The following is a 14,185-nucleotide window of genomic DNA, read 5'->3' as shown; positions in this document are numbered from 1 at the left end:
AGCGTCAACACACAAGACGCTTCGATCGATCAGCGAGGTGCTCGCACAAGTGAAAAGCGCGCGACGTTCAATCAATCAAGGCATTGACTGACGTCGCGCGATGCATGCGAGCAACATAACAACCCCATAAATGGCGCACGATGTGAACGAGCACTTTGCAACTCACATCGTTGCTCCGATAATTGCGCATTGGATTTTTCTATGTTGACCTGGGACGAAGAAGTCAAGCCCTCCTTACCAAAGGATATGCAACAAGGATTGCAGCAGCACCACGCATCGACCGGCGGTCTTTCCGCTGGCCGCGCGGTCGCCGCTCCGACTTCGTCGCTTGCACAACCCGCCACTGCCACCGCACCGGTGGCCGCCGCTGCAGGCCAGCGCGTCAAGGCTTCCGACAAGCGGATCATCAACGGCCAGACCGACGTCAACCAGCTGGTGCCGTTCAAGTACAAGTGGGCCTGGGAAAAGTACCTCGCCACCTGCGCCAACCACTGGATGCCGCAGGAAGTGAACATGACGCGCGACATCGCGTTGTGGAAAGACCCGAACGGCCTGACCGAAGACGAGCGCCGCATCGTCAAGCGCAACCTCGGCTTCTTCGTGACCGCCGACTCGCTGGCCGCCAACAACATCGTGCTGGGCACCTACCGCCACATCACGGCTCCCGAGTGCCGCCAGTTCCTGCTGCGCCAGGCCTTCGAGGAAGCGATCCACACGCACGCGTACCAGTACATCGTCGAGTCGCTCGGCCTGGACGAGAGCGAGATCTTCAACGCCTACAACGAAGTGCCGTCGATCCGCGAGAAGGACCAGTTCCTGATCCCGTTCATCGACGCCATCAGCGACCCGAACTTCAAGACCGGCACGCACGAGACCGACCAGACGCTGCTCAAGTCGCTCATCGTGTTCGCCTGCCTGATGGAAGGCCTCTTCTTCTACGTCGGCTTCACGCAGATCCTTGCGCTGGGCCGCCAGAACAAGATGACCGGTGCTGCCGAGCAGTACCAGTACATCCTGCGCGACGAATCGATGCACTGCAATTTCGGCATCGACCTGATCAACCAGCTCAAGCTCGAGAATCCCGGCCTGTGGACCGCAGAGTTCAAGGCCGAGATCAAGGACCTCTTCATGAAGGCCGTCGAGCTCGAATACAAATACGCCGAAGACACCATGCCGCGTGGCGTGCTCGGCATGAACGCCTCCATGTTCAAGGGCTACCTGCGCTACATCGCCAACCGGCGCGCGCAGCAGATCGGCCTCGAAACGCTCTTCCCGAACGAGGAAAACCCGTTCCCCTGGATGAGCGAAATGATTGACCTGAAGAAAGAGCGCAACTTTTTCGAAACCCGCGTGATCGAGTACCAGTCGGGTGGTGCGCTCTCCTGGGATTGAATTTTTCGATACACAACAATTCATGAATTCAAGAATTGCCCTTGCCACCGACTGCGCCAAAGAGCGCGGCATGGACGAGGGCTCAGGTGTTCATGGTGCTGGGGCTCAGATTCCAACGCCATGAATCGCTTCACGCTCCCAACGCGCGTGGAGTGCTTCAATAGGTTGATTTTTTCAACTTGATCAAGGAGAAATAGAAATGGCAACTGCAAAGAAAGCGCCGGCCAAGAAGGTCGCTGCAAAGAAGGCTCCGGCTAAGAAGGCTGTCGCCGCGAAGAAGGCTCCGGCAAAGAAGGTCGCTGCCAAGAAGGCTCCGGCCAAGAAGGCTGTCGCCAAGAAGGTCGTAGCGAAGAAGGCTCCGGCAAAGAAGGTCGCGGCCAAGAAGGTTGCAGCCAAGAAGGTCGTAGCGAAGAAGGCAGCACCGGCGAAGAAGGCCGCTGCCAAGAAGGCTCCGGCAAAGAAGGCCGCCGCCAAGAAGGCGCCCGCCAAGAAGGCCGTAGCGAAGAAGGCGCCTGCCAAGAAGGCTGCTGCCAAGAAGGCGCCTGCGAAGAAGGCTGCCGCCAAGAAGGCTCCTGCCAAGAAGGCCGCGGCCAAGAAAGCCGCGAAAAAGCCCGCTGCCAAGCCTGCCGCTGCTGCCAAGAAGCCTGCTGCCAAGAAGGCCGCCGCGCCTGCGAAGGCTGCCGTAGCGCCTGCCCCTGCGGCGCAAACGACGCTGAATCCCCAGGCTGCCTGGCCGTTTCCGACGGCCAGCAAGCCCTGAGTGAATTCTCAGCGGCCCTGAAAGGCATGAAGCCCGGCACCGCAAGGTGCCGGGCTTTTTTCATGGGCGCCCGCTGTGGCCGAATCGCCGAAGCGATGCGGGCCAATCAGCGAATCACAGGTCGAGCGTGGCGCGATCGATCTGGTAGTTCTGCGGTCCGCGTTGCGCGATCTTGAGCGCGCCGATGCGGTTGCCGAGGGCTGCGCAGCGGGCCAGCGGCCATTCCTTTTCCAGGCCGTACAGCAGGCCACCGCGCCATGCGTCGCCGCAACCCGTGGGCTCGATCACCGCCGTCGGCGTCACGCCGGGCACGTGCTCGCGTTCACCCTTCGTCCACACCTCGCAGCCTTCGGCGGCCAGCGTGACCACGAGGCCGCGCACGCGCTGCGAGATCTCGGCCAGGCTCCAGCCGGTGCGCTGCGACAGCATCTTGCCTTCGTAATCATTGACCACGACCCAGCTCGCGAGCTCGATGAAGTGACGCAACGCGTCGCCGTCGAACATCGGCAGGCCCTGGCCCGGATCGAACACGAAGGGAATGCCGGCGGCGGCGAATTGCTCGGCGTGCTGCAGCATCGCGTCGCGGCCGTCGGGCGCGATGATGCCGAGCTTGATGTCCTCGCGCGCCACCACCTTCGTGATGTGCGCCTGCTGCATCGCGCCAGGGTGGAACGCCGTGATCTGGTTGTTGTCCGTGTCGTTCATGATCATCGCCTGCGCGGTGAAGGTGTCGTCGAGCTGACGCACGAACTCCGTGCTGATGCCCAGCGTGCGCATGCGCTCGGCGTAGTCGGCGCCGTCGCTGCCCAGCGTGGCCATCGGCAGCGCCGTGCCGCCCAGGGCGTTGAGGCTGTAGGCAATGTTGCCGGCGCAGCCACCGAAGTCGCGGCGCAAGCCCGGCACCAGGAACGACACATTCAGGATGTGCAGCTGGTCCGGCAGGATCTGGTCGGCGAACCGGCCTTCGAAAGTCATGATGGTGTCGAACGCGAGGGAACCGCAAATCACTGCTGCCATGGGTGGACCGTAGGTTGGATGAGAAAGGGAACGAGCGGCGCGCGTGTCGGCGCTCCGCTCAGGGATAGAAAGCTTCGACGCGGTAGCCCGCGATCGGTGGCAGTGCCGCCGCCTCGGTGGCCGACAGGGTCAGCGGCAGCGAGGCCGCGCGGTCGGCACGCGCCGCCAGCACGCCCGGCGCGCCGTAGTCGGCGGGCGTCAGCACGCGCCGCACGACGGCTTGTTCCTGCGTGTCGAGCAGCGACAGCTCGATGGCCGGCATTGCGAGCGGCACGGTCGCCGCGTTGCGCAAGGTGAAGCTCAACCGGTAGTCGTTGCCGCCGCTCTTCTCGCGCGCGAAGGCCGCGCCTTCGATCACGATGTCGCCGATCTGGCGCAGCGCCGCGAGCTCGCAGCCGGTGTACTGGCACAGCGCCGACAGGGTGGGCCGCAGGTTCGGCTGGCGCGCCACGATGCCGTCGCGCTCGTGGCGAACGATCTGCACGATGAGGGCCAACGCCGCGAGCACAGCCAGCAGCACGAGCAGGCGGCGCACGCCCTTGCGCTGCCAGAAGCCGGTGGCCTTTTCGGCCGGCTCGTCTTCTTCGGCGAAGGGATGGTCTTCAGGCGCCTCGAAGGTCGCGGAGAGCGAGAAATCCGGCTCGCCCTCGGCACGGATGCCGGGACCCGGCAGCGGCGCGGACGCCTCTTCGTGCTGCGCGTCACGCGCCTTGGCGTTCGCGATCTTGGCCGACTTGGCGCGCGCGCGGCGCAGCGCCTTCTGGATCAGGAGCCGGTCGTGGTCTTTCTCTTCCTGCTCGCGCTCCGCGGCCGCGCCGTCGTCGTTCTCACCGGTCGCTGCAACCAGCCCGCGCAGCGCTGAGCTGCGCGGCAGGTCGGGCAAGGGCGGCGCAGGCGGCGGCGATGCGGGAGGCGGCGCGCCGAGGTTCAGGTCGATGTTCGGAAACGGCGGCAGCGAACTCGCGGGCGGACGCCATGCGGGCTCGGTGGCGTCGAGGTCGGACCAGGGCTCATCCGCGGCGAGGCCGTGCGCGGGCAGCGTCAGTTCGAAAGGCAGCGGGGACGCAGCCGGCGCGACGTTGGTGGCGGCGGTCGACAGCCCGGCTTCGTCTTGCGGGGCAGGCGGTGGCGCCTGCGGCTCGGACTCGTCGTCGAGAAAGTCGGCCTCCTCGACCGCCGGCCGTGCGGCCGCCAGGTCGAGGCGTGCGTCGTCGAAAGACGCCACCAGTGCGGCCATCGACGACATCGGCGAAGGTGCCGATGTGGGCGCGGGTGCCGGCGCGGCAGGCGCGGACACCACACCGTCGGGCGCCTCCTGCAGGTCGAGCGTGGCATCGAACACATGGCTGCATCGACCGCAGCGCACCCAGCCGTCCGAGATGCGAAGCTGGTCGCGCACCACCTTGAAGGTGGTGGTGCAGGCGGGGCAACGCGTGACGAGGCTCATGACCGGGCGATTGTAGGGTTGGGCCCCAGCCGTGCAGGCAGGTGCCCCGGGGCGCCCGCGGTGCGAGCGCCCGGCCGCGCGCTTCAGCAGCGCGCAGTCATGAGGATCCAGCCGTCCTCGGTGTCGCTGACTTCGAGCGCGGCGTACGGCGCGTAGGCCGCCTTGAGCTCGTCGGCCTGGCGCTCGAGGATGCCGGCCAGCACCAGCGAACCGCCAGCGGCCACATGGCTGCGCAGCAGCGGCGCCAGCACCTTGAGCGGCGTCGCGAGGATGTTGGCGAGCACCGTCTGGTACTCACCCTTCGCTGCTTCGGGCAGGCCGGCGTTCAGCTGCACGCCGTTGGCCTCGGCGTTGAGCCGGGTCGAGGAGACCGCGGCTTCGTCGATGTCGACGGCGTCGATGCTGCGCGCACCGAACTTGGCCGCGCCGATGGCGAGGATGCCGGAGCCGCAGCCGTAGTCGAGCACGCGCTGATCGGCAAAGGCGCCCTCGCCTTGTGTCGCAATCCAGCGCAGACACATGCGCGTGGTCGGGTGCGTGCCGGTGCCGAAAGCCAGGCCCGGGTCGAGCCGGATCACCTGCTTGGCTTGCGCGGGCGGTTCGTGCCAGGTCGGCACGATCCAGAACTCGGGCGTGATTTCGACCGGCGCGAACTGCGATTGCGTGAGCCGCACCCAGTCCTGATCGGGCACCGGCGCCACGCCGAGCACCGCGCAGCCTTCGAAGAAGTCCTGCAGCGCGAGCACCGAGGCGGCCTCATTGGCGGCATCTTCATCGGGAAACAGCGCGATCACGCGCGAACGCTGCCAGCCCTCCTTGGGCGGCGGCATGCCGGGCTCGCCGAACAGGGCCTGCTCGGCATCGGTCTGCGCGTCGGCGTCTTCGACCGACACGCTCAGCGCATCGAGTGCGTCGAGCGCATCGCCGAGCATTTCGACCCGGTCTTCCGGCGCCATGAGGCGGAGTTCAAACATACAGGGCGTTGCGCGTGGACTCAGCGCTTGTGCGCTGCGAGCCACTCTTCCAGGTAGTGGATGTTCGTGCCGCCGCTCATGAACTTGGCGTCGACCATCAACTCGCGGTGCAGCGGCATGTTGGTCTGGATGCCTTCGATCACCGTCTCGTTCAGGGCCGTGCGCATGCGCGCCATGGCCTGTTCGCGGGTGTCGCCGTACACGATGATCTTGCCGATCATCGAGTCGTAGTTCGGGGGCACGAAGTAGTTGGTGTACACGTGCGAGTCGACGCGAACGCCCGGGCCGCCCGGCGGGTGCCACATGGTGATGCGGCCCGGCGACGGCGTGAACTTCCACGGGTCTTCGGCGTTGATGCGCACCTCGATGGCGTGGCCGCGCATCTCGATCTGGCGCTGCGTGAACGGCAGCTTCTCGCCGGCGGCGACCATGATCTGCGTCTTCACGATGTCGATGCCGGTGGTGAACTCCGTGACCGGATGCTCCACCTGCACGCGCGTGTTCATCTCGATGAAGTAGAACTCGCCGTTCTCGTACAGGAACTCGAAGGTGCCGGCGCCGCGGTAGCCGATCTTCTTGCAGGCAGTGGCGCAGCGTTCGCCGATCTTCTCGATCAGCTTGCGCGGAATGCCGGGGGCCGGCGATTCCTCGATCACCTTCTGGTGGCGGCGCTGCATGGAGCAGTCGCGCTCGCCCAGGTAGACCGCGTTCTTGTGCTTGTCCGCGAGGATCTGGATTTCGATGTGGCGCGGGTTCTGGAGAAACTTCTCCATGTACACGGCCGGATTGTTGAAGGCCGCGGCGGCTTCCGCCTTGGTCATCTGGATCGCGTTGACCAGCGCCGCCTCGGTGTGCACCACGCGCATGCCGCGGCCACCGCCGCCGCCTGCCGCCTTGATGATCACCGGGTAGCCGATCGCACGGGCGATGCGCTTGTTGGTGGCGGCGTCGTCGGACAGTTCGCCTTCCGAGCCGGGCACGCAGGGCACGCCGGCCTTGATCATGGCCTGCTTGGCCGAGACCTTGTCACCCATCGTGCGGATGTTGTCGGGCGTCGGGCCGATGAACTGGAAGCCGCTTTGCTCCACGCGTTCGGCGAAATTGGCGTTCTCGCTCAGGAAACCGTAGCCGGGGTGGATGGCTTCGGCGTCCGTCACCTCGGCGGCCGAGATGATGGCCGGCATGTTGAGGTAGCTCAGGCCCGAAGGCGCCGGGCCGATGCACACGGCTTCCTGCGCCAGCTTGACGTACTTGGCTTCGCGATCGGCTTCGGAATAGACCATCACGGCCTTGATGCCCATTTCGCTGCAAGCGCGCTGGATCCGAAGGGCGATCTCCCCCCGGTTTGCAACCAGAATCTTCTTGAACATGCTTACTCGATGATGAACAGCGGCTGGCCGTATTCGACCGCCTGGCCGTTTTCGCCGAGGATCTGCGTGACCGTGCCGGCCTTGTCGGCCTCGATTTCGTTGAGGATCTTCATCGCCTCGATGATGCAGAGCGTGTCGCCCTCGTTCACCTTGCTGCCGACTTCGACGAAAGCCGCGGCGCCCGGGCTGGACGAACGGTAGAAGGTGCCGACCATCGGCGACTTCACGGCATGGCCGCTCGGTGCGGCTTCGACGGCGGGGGCCGCGGCAGCCGGAGCGGCAGCACCGGCCACGGCGGGCGCTGCCACGGCGGGCGCGGCGGCCAGGGTCTGCACGTACTGGACGGGGGCGGCACCGCCACCCTTGACGATGCGGACCTTGCCTTCGGTCTCGGTGATTTCCAGTTCGGAAATATTCGATTCGGACACCAGATCGATCAGTGTCTTGAGTTTGCGCAGATCCATGGGACTCCAGTGCCAGCTTTGCCGGTCTTTAGGAAAGAACTTGACCGAAAACCGTCGATTTTCGGCGTTTGGCGTCTAACGCCAGCTTGTGTATTTAAATTCTAACCGTGAACAAGTTGGCGTCGCCAAGCGTCCAGGTCGGTCGTTTCAAGCTTGCCCATTTTACGAGCCAGCACCGAACCGTCGGCATGGAGCACCAAGGTGAACGGCAGGCCGCCCCCCGTGTTGCCCAGATTCTTCACCAGTTCCATGCCCTGCAAGCCGGCCAGCGCGGTCGGGTAGGTGACCGGCGTGCGCTGCAGGAACTTGCGCACGGCGCTGGGTTGGTCGATGGCCAATCCCACCACTTGCCAGCCGTTGGCGCCATGTTCGCGGAAAAAGGCGTCGATCATCGGCATTTCTTCGACGCAGGGCGGGCACCACGTGGCCCAGAAGTTGAGCAGCACGGGCTTGCCGCGCAGGCTCGACAGGGCCAGCTCGCCGCCCTCGGGGCGCTCGAAGCGCTGGTCCCAGAACATGGCGGCATCGAGCTTTTCGCCGCCGGTGGCCGCGACGCCGCTGTCATTGCGCTCCCGCCACCAGGCGCCGGCAATGCCGGCCGCGGCAGCGACTGCCGCCACGCCGGCATACAGCATGCCGCGTCGTGTGGGCGTTGAAGTCATTACTGGTCCTTTTCTTGTTCAATGCGTCGGCGCAGCGCGTTCAGGTCGCCGCGCGGCGCGCGCCCCTGGGCGTCGGGCTTGAGGGCGCCGCGCAGGTCGTCGAGGTCGTACACCAGCAGGTGGACCCCGATTTCCTCGCCCAGCGCCCGGCTCGGCGCGTGGACGCTGAGGGCTTCGACCTGCTCGCCATGGAAGCCGGTCACCATGCGCGGCTCGTAGTCCACGTGGTGATCGATCAGGGCGATTTCGGCCGACTTGGAATCATCGCAGAACAATTGAATATAAATGTCTGACAAACGTGTGGCCGTGCCGTGCCAGACGGCGCCGCCCACATGCGGCCGGAACACGGCCATGCGCTCCATCCACTCGAGCGCGAGCAGGCGCAGTGCGTGCAATTCCTGGGGCTGGGTGTCGGCGCAGAAGACCGCGATGTAGTCGCGCACCTCGGCCTCGACCTCGTCGTTGTTGGGCAGCGCGGTGCGCGTCGGGAGGCCGAGTTCGCGCAGCGCCCGGCGCTTGGCCGGGCCGTACTCGAGCCCCTCCTCGACGACGAGTCGGGCGGCAACGGCGGCGATTTCACGCTTGGACGTGTCCATCGGGGCATTTTGCCCGCTGCGGACGTCCCTCACATGAACATCAGTACGGCGCCCGGGGCGAAGCCGTCGGGGCACCCGCAGCGCCTCCCTAGAATTGGCCGATGCACATTCATATTCTGGGTATCTGCGGCACGTTCATGGGTGGTGTGGCCGCCCTCGCACGCGAAGCAGGCCACCGGGTCACGGGCTGCGACGCCGGCGTGTACCCCCCGATGAGCGACCAGCTGCGCGCGCTCGGCATCGATCTCATCGAAGGCTTCGGCGCCGACCAGCTGGCCCTCGCCCCCGACATGTTCGTGGTCGGCAACGTGGTCTCGCGCGCCCGGCTGCCCGACGGCAGCCCCAAGTTCCCGCTGATGGAAGCCATCCTGGACGCCGGCAAGCCCTACACCAGCGGCCCGCAGTGGCTGGCCGAGCACGTGCTGCAGGGCCGCCATGTGCTAGCGGTGGCCGGCACGCACGGCAAGACGACCACCACCTCGATGCTGGCCTGGGTGCTCGAACAGGGCGGCAAGGCGCCCGGCTTCCTGGTCGGCGGCGTACCGCTGGACTTCGGTGTGTCGGCCCGCTTGGGCGACGGCCCGGCCTTCGTGATCGAGGCCGACGAGTACGACACGGCCTTCTTCGACAAGCGCAGCAAGTTCGTTCATTACCGGCCGCGCACCGCGGTGCTGAACAACCTGGAGTTCGATCACGCCGACATCTTCGACGATCTGACCGCCATCGAGCGCCAGTTCCATCACCTCGTGCGCACCGTGCCCGGCACCGGGCGCCTGGTGGTGAACGCCACCGAAGAGAGCCTGCAGCGCGTGCTGGCCCAGGGCTGCTGGAGCGAACTCGCCCGCTTCGGCGACGGCGGCCCGGCCACGGAATGGCAGGCGCGCGGCACGCACGACGCCTTCGACGTGCTGCACCGCGGCGAGGTGGTCGGCCGGGTCGAGTGGGAACTCTCGGGCCTGCACAACCAGATGAACGCGCTGGCCGCCATCGCGGCAGCCGACCACGTGGGCGTGCCGCCGGCCGATGCGGCCCGCGCACTCGGGCGCTTTCGCAACGTGCGCCGCCGCATGGAGCTGCGCGGCACGGTCGAGGGCCAAGGCGGCGCGATCACCGTCTACGACGACTTCGCGCACCACCCGACCGCGATCCGCACCACGCTCGATGGGCTGCGCAAGAAGCTCGACGACGCCGGCAAGCAAAGTGAGCGCATCCTCGCGGCCTTCGAGCCACGCAGCAACACGATGAAGCTGGGCGTGATGGCCGCGCAGCTGCCGTGGAGCCTGGAATCGGCCGACCTGTCGTTCTGCCACACAGCCGGCCTCGACTGGGACGCGGCCGCCGCGCTGGCACCGATGGGCGCACGCGCCCAGGTCGCCGGCGCCATCGAGCCGCTGGTGCAGCAGGTCGTAGCCGCGGCGCGGCCCGGCGATCACATCGTCTGCATGAGCAACGGCGGCTTCGGCGGCGTGCACGAGAAACTGCTGGACGCCCTGCGCGCCGCCCACGGATCATGAACGGCATGCGCGCGCGTGAACTGATCGACACCCTGAAGCTCCAGCCCCACCCCGAGGGCGGCTGGTACAGCGAGGTGTTCCGGTCGGCCGCAAGCGTGGCGCCCGCCGACGGCCGCGCGCCCCGCAGCGCGCTGACCAGCATCTATTTCCTGCTCGAAGTCCACCAGCATTCGCGCTGGCACCGGGTGCTGTCGGACGAAGTCTGGGTGCACCTGGAAGGCGTGCCGCTGGCGCTGTGGACCTGCGATGCCGCGATGCGGACCGCGCCGGCCCACGTGAAGCTGGGCCCAGTCGACGTGCACGGCACCCGGCCACAGCACGTGGTGCCCGCCGGCCAGTGGCAGGCCGCGCGCCCGATCCAGGGCCACGCGGCGGGCGACTACACGCTGGTCGCCTGCATGGTCGGGCCGGGCTTCGACTTCGCCGATTTCTCGCTGGTGCCGCAGGGCAGCGACGAGGCGGCGTCGATGCGGCACCACTGGCCCGACCTGGCCAGCATGCTCTAACTAACTACGCTTCAGCCCCGGCGCTGCTTGACGGCCTGGGACAAGGTCTCGAGCACCTGCACCGAATCGTCCCAGCCGATGCACGCATCGGTGATGCTCTTGCCGTACTCCAGGCCCGACAGCTGGTCCTTGCCCGGCGTGAACTTCTGGGCGCCCGCCTGCAGGTGGCTTTCGATCATCACGCCGAACACGCGCTTCGAACCGCCGGCGATCTGGCCGGCGATGTCCTTGGCCACGTCGATCTGCTTCTGGTGCTGCTTGGAGCTGTTGGCGTGGCTGCAGTCGACCATCAGCGTGGGCGGCAGCTTGGCGGCTTCGAGGTCCTTGCAGGCCGCTTCGACGCTGGCGGCGTCGTAGTTCGGCGTCTTGCCGCCGCGCAGGATCACGTGGCAGTCGCGGTTGCCGTTGGTCTGCACGATCGCGACCTGGCCGTTCTTGTGCACCGACAGGAAGTGGTGGCCGCGCGCCGCCGCCTGGATGGCGTCGGTGGCGATGCGGATGTTGCCGTCGGTGCCGTTCTTGAAGCCGATGGGCGCCGACAGGCCCGAGGCCAGTTCGCGGTGCACCTGGCTTTCGGTGGTACGCGCGCCGATGGCGCCCCAGGCGATCAGGTCGCCGATGTACTGCGGCGAGATCACGTCGAGGAACTCGCTGCCCGCCGGCAGGCCCAGGCGGTTGATGTCGATCAGCAGCTGGCGCGCGATGCGCAGGCCTTCGTCGATGCGATAGCTCTCGTCCAGGTACGGGTCGTTGATGAGCCCCTTCCAGCCGACCGTGGTGCGCGGCTTCTCGAAGTACACGCGCATCACGATCTCCAGCGTGCCGGCGTACTTGTCGCGCTCGGCCTTGAGGCGGCGGGCGTACTCGAGGGCCGCGGCCGGGTCGTGGATCGAACACGGGCCCATGATCACCAGCAGCCGGTCGTCCTTGCCGGCCATGATGTTGTGGATGCCGCGGCGGGTGCCGGTGATCAGCGTTTCGATCGGCGTGCCGCGGATCGGGAAGAAGCGGATCAGATGTTCAGGAGGGGGGAGCACGTTGATGTCCTTGATGCGTTCGTCGTCGGTCTTGCTGGTTTTTTCGACGCTCGCATACCAGCTGTCGCCGGCGGGAGGGGTGTTCGTGCTCATGGTTCTCTTCCTTGTTGGTGTGAATGAAAAATCGTCAGGGCATAAAAAAACCGCCGGGGGCTGGAAGCCACCGGCGGTTCTGGGAGGGTGTTCGTTTGCTTTACGCGCTCGCCTCTCGTCCGCCGGAAACCGGGAACCAAAAGTAGGCAAAAAAGTAAGCGCGGAGGGCGGACATGTGGGCGGAATGTAGCACGGAAAACAAAAACCCGGCCAGGCGGCCGGGTCGGTGTTGTTTTTACCTGTAGCCCGATTCGTTGGCGTTGTGAATGATCCAGATCAGGTTGCCGCTGCTGAAATCGCCCATGCCGCCGCCCGCGAAGATCAGGCGGCCCTGGCCCTTGTAGGTCATCTCGAAGCGATGGCGATCGCTGCCGAAGTAGAAGGGAATCCAGGCCTTGCCGGTGATGTAGGCGCCCTGGTCAGTGGGCTGGCCGGCGAGGTCGGTGACCTGCTTGGTGCTCATGCCGATCTGCAGGCGCGTGAACTTGCTGTTGCGCGCCGGGTTACCGGTGATCTCGCCCTCGAAACCGTTCAGGCCCTTGACGGTGCGGCCGCTGCCGGCCTCGACCTTGGACGAATCCACCACGTTGCCGCGTGCGTCCATGCCGGCCTTCGAACCGCTGGGCGCCGCAGGCGCGGCGGCGGCCGGGGCGGGTGCCGGTGCGGCGGCGGGCTGGCTGCCCGAACCACCGCGCGATGCGCAACCGGCTGTGGCCAGCGCGACCACGGCGGTCACGGCCCACAGCACGGCGGGCGAATTGATCCTGTTCCCCATTGAAATGCTCCTTGATTCGTCGTTCGCAAAAAGGAGCGCAGCTTAGCAACCGAATGAAACAGCCGGCAAGTGCCGAAAGTCCTAAGCCGTTCCACCTACCGTCAGGCCGTCGATGCGAAGGGTCGGCTGGCCGACGCCCACGGGCACGCTCTGGCCTTCCTTGCCGCAGGTGCCGACGCCCGAATCGAGCGCCATGTCGTTGCCGATCATGGTCACGCGGGTGAGCGCGTCGGGGCCGTTGCCCACGATGGTCGCGCCCTTCACCGGGTACTGGATCTTGCCGTTCTCGACCCAGAAGGCCTCGCTGGCCGAGAACACGAACTTGCCGCTCGTGATGTCGACCTGGCCGCCGCCGAAGTTGGTGGCGTACAGGCCCTTCTTGATGCTGGCGACGATTTCCTGCGGGTCCTTGTCGCCGCCGAGCATGTAGGTGTTGGTCATGCGCGGCATCGGCACGTGGGCGTAGCTCTCGCGGCGGCCATTGCCCGTGGGCTTGACCTTCATGAGGCGCGCGTTCATCGAATCCTGGATGTAGCCCTTGAGGATGCCGTCCTCGATCAGCACGTTGCGCTGGCTGGCGTGGCCTTCGTCGTCCACGTTGAGCGAGCCGCGGCGGTCGGCGATGGTGCCGTCGTCGAGCACCGTGACGCCCTTGGCCGCCACGCGCTGGCCGATGCGGCCCGAGAACGCGCTCGAGCCCTTGCGGTTGAAGTCGCCCTCCAGGCCGTGGCCGATGGCTTCGTGCAACAGGATGCCGGGCCAGCCCGAACCGAGCACCACCGTCATCTCGCCGGCCGGGGCCGGACGGGCGTCGAGGTTGGTCAGCGCGGCCTTCACGGCGTGGTCGACGTACTCGGCGATCTGCGCGTCGGTGAAGTAGGCCAGGCCGAAACGCCCGCCGCCGCCGCCCGAGCCGACCTCGCGGCGCCCGTTCTGCTCTGCGATCACGGTGACCGACAGCCGCACCAGCGGCCGCACGTCGGCGGCCAGCGTGCCGTCGGCGCGCGCCACCATCACCACGTCGTACTCGCTGGCCAGGCCGGCCATGACCTGCGCCACGCGCGGATCGCGCGAGCGGGCGAGCTGCTCGACCTTCTCGAGCAGCTTCACCTTGGCCGTGCTGTCGAGCGTGGCAATGGGGTCGATGCCGCCGTAGAGCGAGCGGCTGGAGGCGATCTTGCGCGGCACGGTCTTCACGCGCGCGGTGCGACCGGCGGAGGAAATGGAGCGGACCGTGCGCGCCGCGTCGAGCAGCGAGGCCTCGGAGATGTCGTCCGAATAGGCAAAGGCGGTTTTCTCGCCGCTCACGGCACGCACGCCGACGCCCTGGTCGATGCTGAAGCTGCCGGTCTTGACGATGCCTTCCTCGAGGCTCCAGCCCTCGCTGCGGGTGTACTGGAAGTACAGGTCGGCATCGTCCACGCGGTGCGCGGTGATCTCGGCCAGGGCCTTGCTCAGGTGCGATTCGTCCAGGCCGAACGGCGTGAGCAGGAGCTGTTGCGCCGTGGCGAGGCGCTCGATGGTGGGTTCGCGGGAGATCATGACTGCCATTCTAGGCAGCCGCCCCCGTCCGTGCCG

The 14,185-nt window shown here is 66.7% G+C and carries 14 protein-coding genes; 4 read left to right on the top strand and 10 right to left on the bottom strand.

From position 1 onward, the window contains the following. The first annotated feature begins 201 nt into the window (after positions 1-201). Positions 202-1,392: a ribonucleotide-diphosphate reductase subunit beta gene (locus tag AC1RGU_RS21955; RefSeq protein ID WP_062480340.1), complete on the top strand. Its 1,191-nt coding sequence runs from the start codon at positions 202-204 to the stop codon at positions 1,390-1,392. A gap of 199 nt (positions 1,393-1,591) precedes the next feature. Further along, positions 1,592-2,152: a histone H1-like DNA-binding protein gene (locus tag AC1RGU_RS21950; protein ID WP_489059292.1), complete on the top strand. Its 561-nt coding sequence runs from the start codon at positions 1,592-1,594 to the stop codon at positions 2,150-2,152. A 114-nt stretch (positions 2,153-2,266) separates the two neighbouring features. On the opposite strand, the gene AC1RGU_RS21945 is transcribed toward AC1RGU_RS21950, so the two are convergent. The 7 genes from AC1RGU_RS21945 to AC1RGU_RS21915 form a co-directional block, all read right to left on the bottom strand. Continuing rightward, the gene (locus AC1RGU_RS21945; protein WP_492698039.1) at positions 2,267-3,169 is read right to left on the bottom strand and encodes a carbohydrate kinase family protein; all 903 of its coding nucleotides are present in this window, start codon (positions 3,167-3,169) and stop codon (positions 2,267-2,269) included. A gap of 58 nt (positions 3,170-3,227) precedes the next feature. Beyond that, positions 3,228-4,616 carry a zinc-ribbon and DUF3426 domain-containing protein gene (locus AC1RGU_RS21940; protein WP_492698041.1) on the bottom strand — a complete coding sequence of 463 codons (1,389 nt, stop codon included), beginning with the start codon at positions 4,614-4,616 and terminating at the stop codon, positions 3,228-3,230. An 83-nt stretch (positions 4,617-4,699) separates the two neighbouring features. Further along, entirely contained in the window at positions 4,700-5,590 is an 891-nt protein-coding gene (prmA, locus tag AC1RGU_RS21935; protein WP_492698043.1) for a 50S ribosomal protein L11 methyltransferase, read from the bottom strand. Positions 5,591-5,610: 20 nt separating this feature from the next. After that, positions 5,611-6,960, bottom strand: a complete 1,350-nt coding sequence (gene accC / locus AC1RGU_RS21930) for an acetyl-CoA carboxylase biotin carboxylase subunit (RefSeq protein ID WP_062480332.1) — start codon at positions 6,958-6,960, stop codon at positions 5,611-5,613. A gap of 2 nt (positions 6,961-6,962) precedes the next feature. Next, entirely contained in the window at positions 6,963-7,424 is a 462-nt protein-coding gene (gene accB, locus AC1RGU_RS21925; RefSeq protein ID WP_070060113.1) for an acetyl-CoA carboxylase biotin carboxyl carrier protein, read from the bottom strand. A 101-nt stretch (positions 7,425-7,525) separates the two neighbouring features. Continuing rightward, complete coding sequence (locus AC1RGU_RS21920) at positions 7,526-8,086, bottom strand: TlpA family protein disulfide reductase (protein ID WP_062481237.1); 561 nt, start codon at positions 8,084-8,086, stop codon at positions 7,526-7,528. Then, the gene (locus AC1RGU_RS21915) at positions 8,086-8,682 is read right to left on the bottom strand and encodes a hypothetical protein (RefSeq protein WP_062481235.1); all 597 of its coding nucleotides are present in this window, start codon (positions 8,680-8,682) and stop codon (positions 8,086-8,088) included. The genes AC1RGU_RS21920 and AC1RGU_RS21915 overlap by 1 nt, the downstream gene beginning before the upstream one ends. A 101-nt stretch (positions 8,683-8,783) precedes the next feature. Between AC1RGU_RS21915 and mpl the strand changes: the two genes are divergently transcribed. Continuing rightward, positions 8,784-10,196, top strand: coding sequence for a UDP-N-acetylmuramate:L-alanyl-gamma-D-glutamyl-meso-diaminopimelate ligase (gene mpl, locus AC1RGU_RS21910; protein ID WP_492698045.1), 1,413 nt, complete (start codon positions 8,784-8,786; stop codon positions 10,194-10,196). Next, on the top strand, positions 10,193-10,702 hold the full coding sequence (locus tag AC1RGU_RS21905; protein ID WP_492698047.1) for a cupin domain-containing protein: 510 nt from the start codon (positions 10,193-10,195) through the stop codon (positions 10,700-10,702). The genes mpl and AC1RGU_RS21905 overlap by 4 nt, the downstream gene beginning before the upstream one ends. Before the next feature lie 11 nt (positions 10,703-10,713). On the opposite strand, the gene AC1RGU_RS21900 is transcribed toward AC1RGU_RS21905, so the two are convergent. The 3 genes from AC1RGU_RS21900 to tldD all read right to left on the bottom strand — a co-directional run bounded on the left by AC1RGU_RS21900 (position 10,714) and on the right by tldD (position 14,149). Then, positions 10,714-11,832: a 3-deoxy-7-phosphoheptulonate synthase gene (locus tag AC1RGU_RS21900; protein WP_062481230.1), complete on the bottom strand. Its 1,119-nt coding sequence runs from the start codon at positions 11,830-11,832 to the stop codon at positions 10,714-10,716. Between the two features lie 235 nt (positions 11,833-12,067). After that, a complete protein-coding gene (locus AC1RGU_RS21895; RefSeq protein ID WP_159278550.1) occupies positions 12,068-12,607 on the bottom strand; it encodes a hypothetical protein in 540 nt (179 codons plus the stop codon). 81 nt (positions 12,608-12,688) lie between these two features. After that, on the bottom strand, positions 12,689-14,149 hold the full coding sequence (tldD, locus tag AC1RGU_RS21890; protein ID WP_095743620.1) for a metalloprotease TldD: 1,461 nt from the start codon (positions 14,147-14,149) through the stop codon (positions 12,689-12,691). Between the last annotated feature and the right edge of the window lie 36 nt (positions 14,150-14,185).

This window comes from Variovorax sp. GW823-FHT02B07 (assembly GCF_058797695.1).
The sequence above is the reverse complement of the archived record's forward strand: the minus strand, read 5'-3'. Positions and strand labels throughout refer to the sequence as shown.

What these genes read in the sequence shown, in the direction of transcription:
- AC1RGU_RS21955 (WP_062480340.1), top strand. Translation starts at nt 202, where the DNA reads ATGTTGACCTGGGACGAAGAAGTCAAGCCCTCCTTACCAAAGGATATG.
- AC1RGU_RS21950 (WP_489059292.1), top strand. Translation starts at nt 1,592, where the DNA reads ATGGCAACTGCAAAGAAAGCGCCGGCCAAGAAGGTCGCTGCAAAGAAG.
- AC1RGU_RS21945 (WP_492698039.1), bottom strand. Translation starts at nt 3,169, where the DNA reads ATGGCAGCAGTGATTTGCGGTTCCCTCGCGTTCGACACCATCATGACT.
- AC1RGU_RS21940 (WP_492698041.1), bottom strand. Translation starts at nt 4,616, where the DNA reads ATGAGCCTCGTCACGCGTTGCCCCGCCTGCACCACCACCTTCAAGGTG.
- prmA (WP_492698043.1), bottom strand. Translation starts at nt 5,590, where the DNA reads ATGTTTGAACTCCGCCTCATGGCGCCGGAAGACCGGGTCGAAATGCTC.
- accC (WP_062480332.1), bottom strand. Translation starts at nt 6,960, where the DNA reads ATGTTCAAGAAGATTCTGGTTGCAAACCGGGGGGAGATCGCCCTTCGG.
- accB (WP_070060113.1), bottom strand. Translation starts at nt 7,424, where the DNA reads ATGGATCTGCGCAAACTCAAGACACTGATCGATCTGGTGTCCGAATCG.
- AC1RGU_RS21920 (WP_062481237.1), bottom strand. Translation starts at nt 8,086, where the DNA reads ATGACTTCAACGCCCACACGACGCGGCATGCTGTATGCCGGCGTGGCG.
- AC1RGU_RS21915 (WP_062481235.1), bottom strand. Translation starts at nt 8,682, where the DNA reads ATGGACACGTCCAAGCGTGAAATCGCCGCCGTTGCCGCCCGACTCGTC.
- mpl (WP_492698045.1), top strand. Translation starts at nt 8,784, where the DNA reads ATGCACATTCATATTCTGGGTATCTGCGGCACGTTCATGGGTGGTGTG.
- AC1RGU_RS21905 (WP_492698047.1), top strand. Translation starts at nt 10,193, where the DNA reads ATGAACGGCATGCGCGCGCGTGAACTGATCGACACCCTGAAGCTCCAG.
- AC1RGU_RS21900 (WP_062481230.1), bottom strand. Translation starts at nt 11,832, where the DNA reads ATGAGCACGAACACCCCTCCCGCCGGCGACAGCTGGTATGCGAGCGTC.
- AC1RGU_RS21895 (WP_159278550.1), bottom strand. Translation starts at nt 12,607, where the DNA reads ATGGGGAACAGGATCAATTCGCCCGCCGTGCTGTGGGCCGTGACCGCC.
- tldD (WP_095743620.1), bottom strand. Translation starts at nt 14,149, where the DNA reads ATGATCTCCCGCGAACCCACCATCGAGCGCCTCGCCACGGCGCAACAG.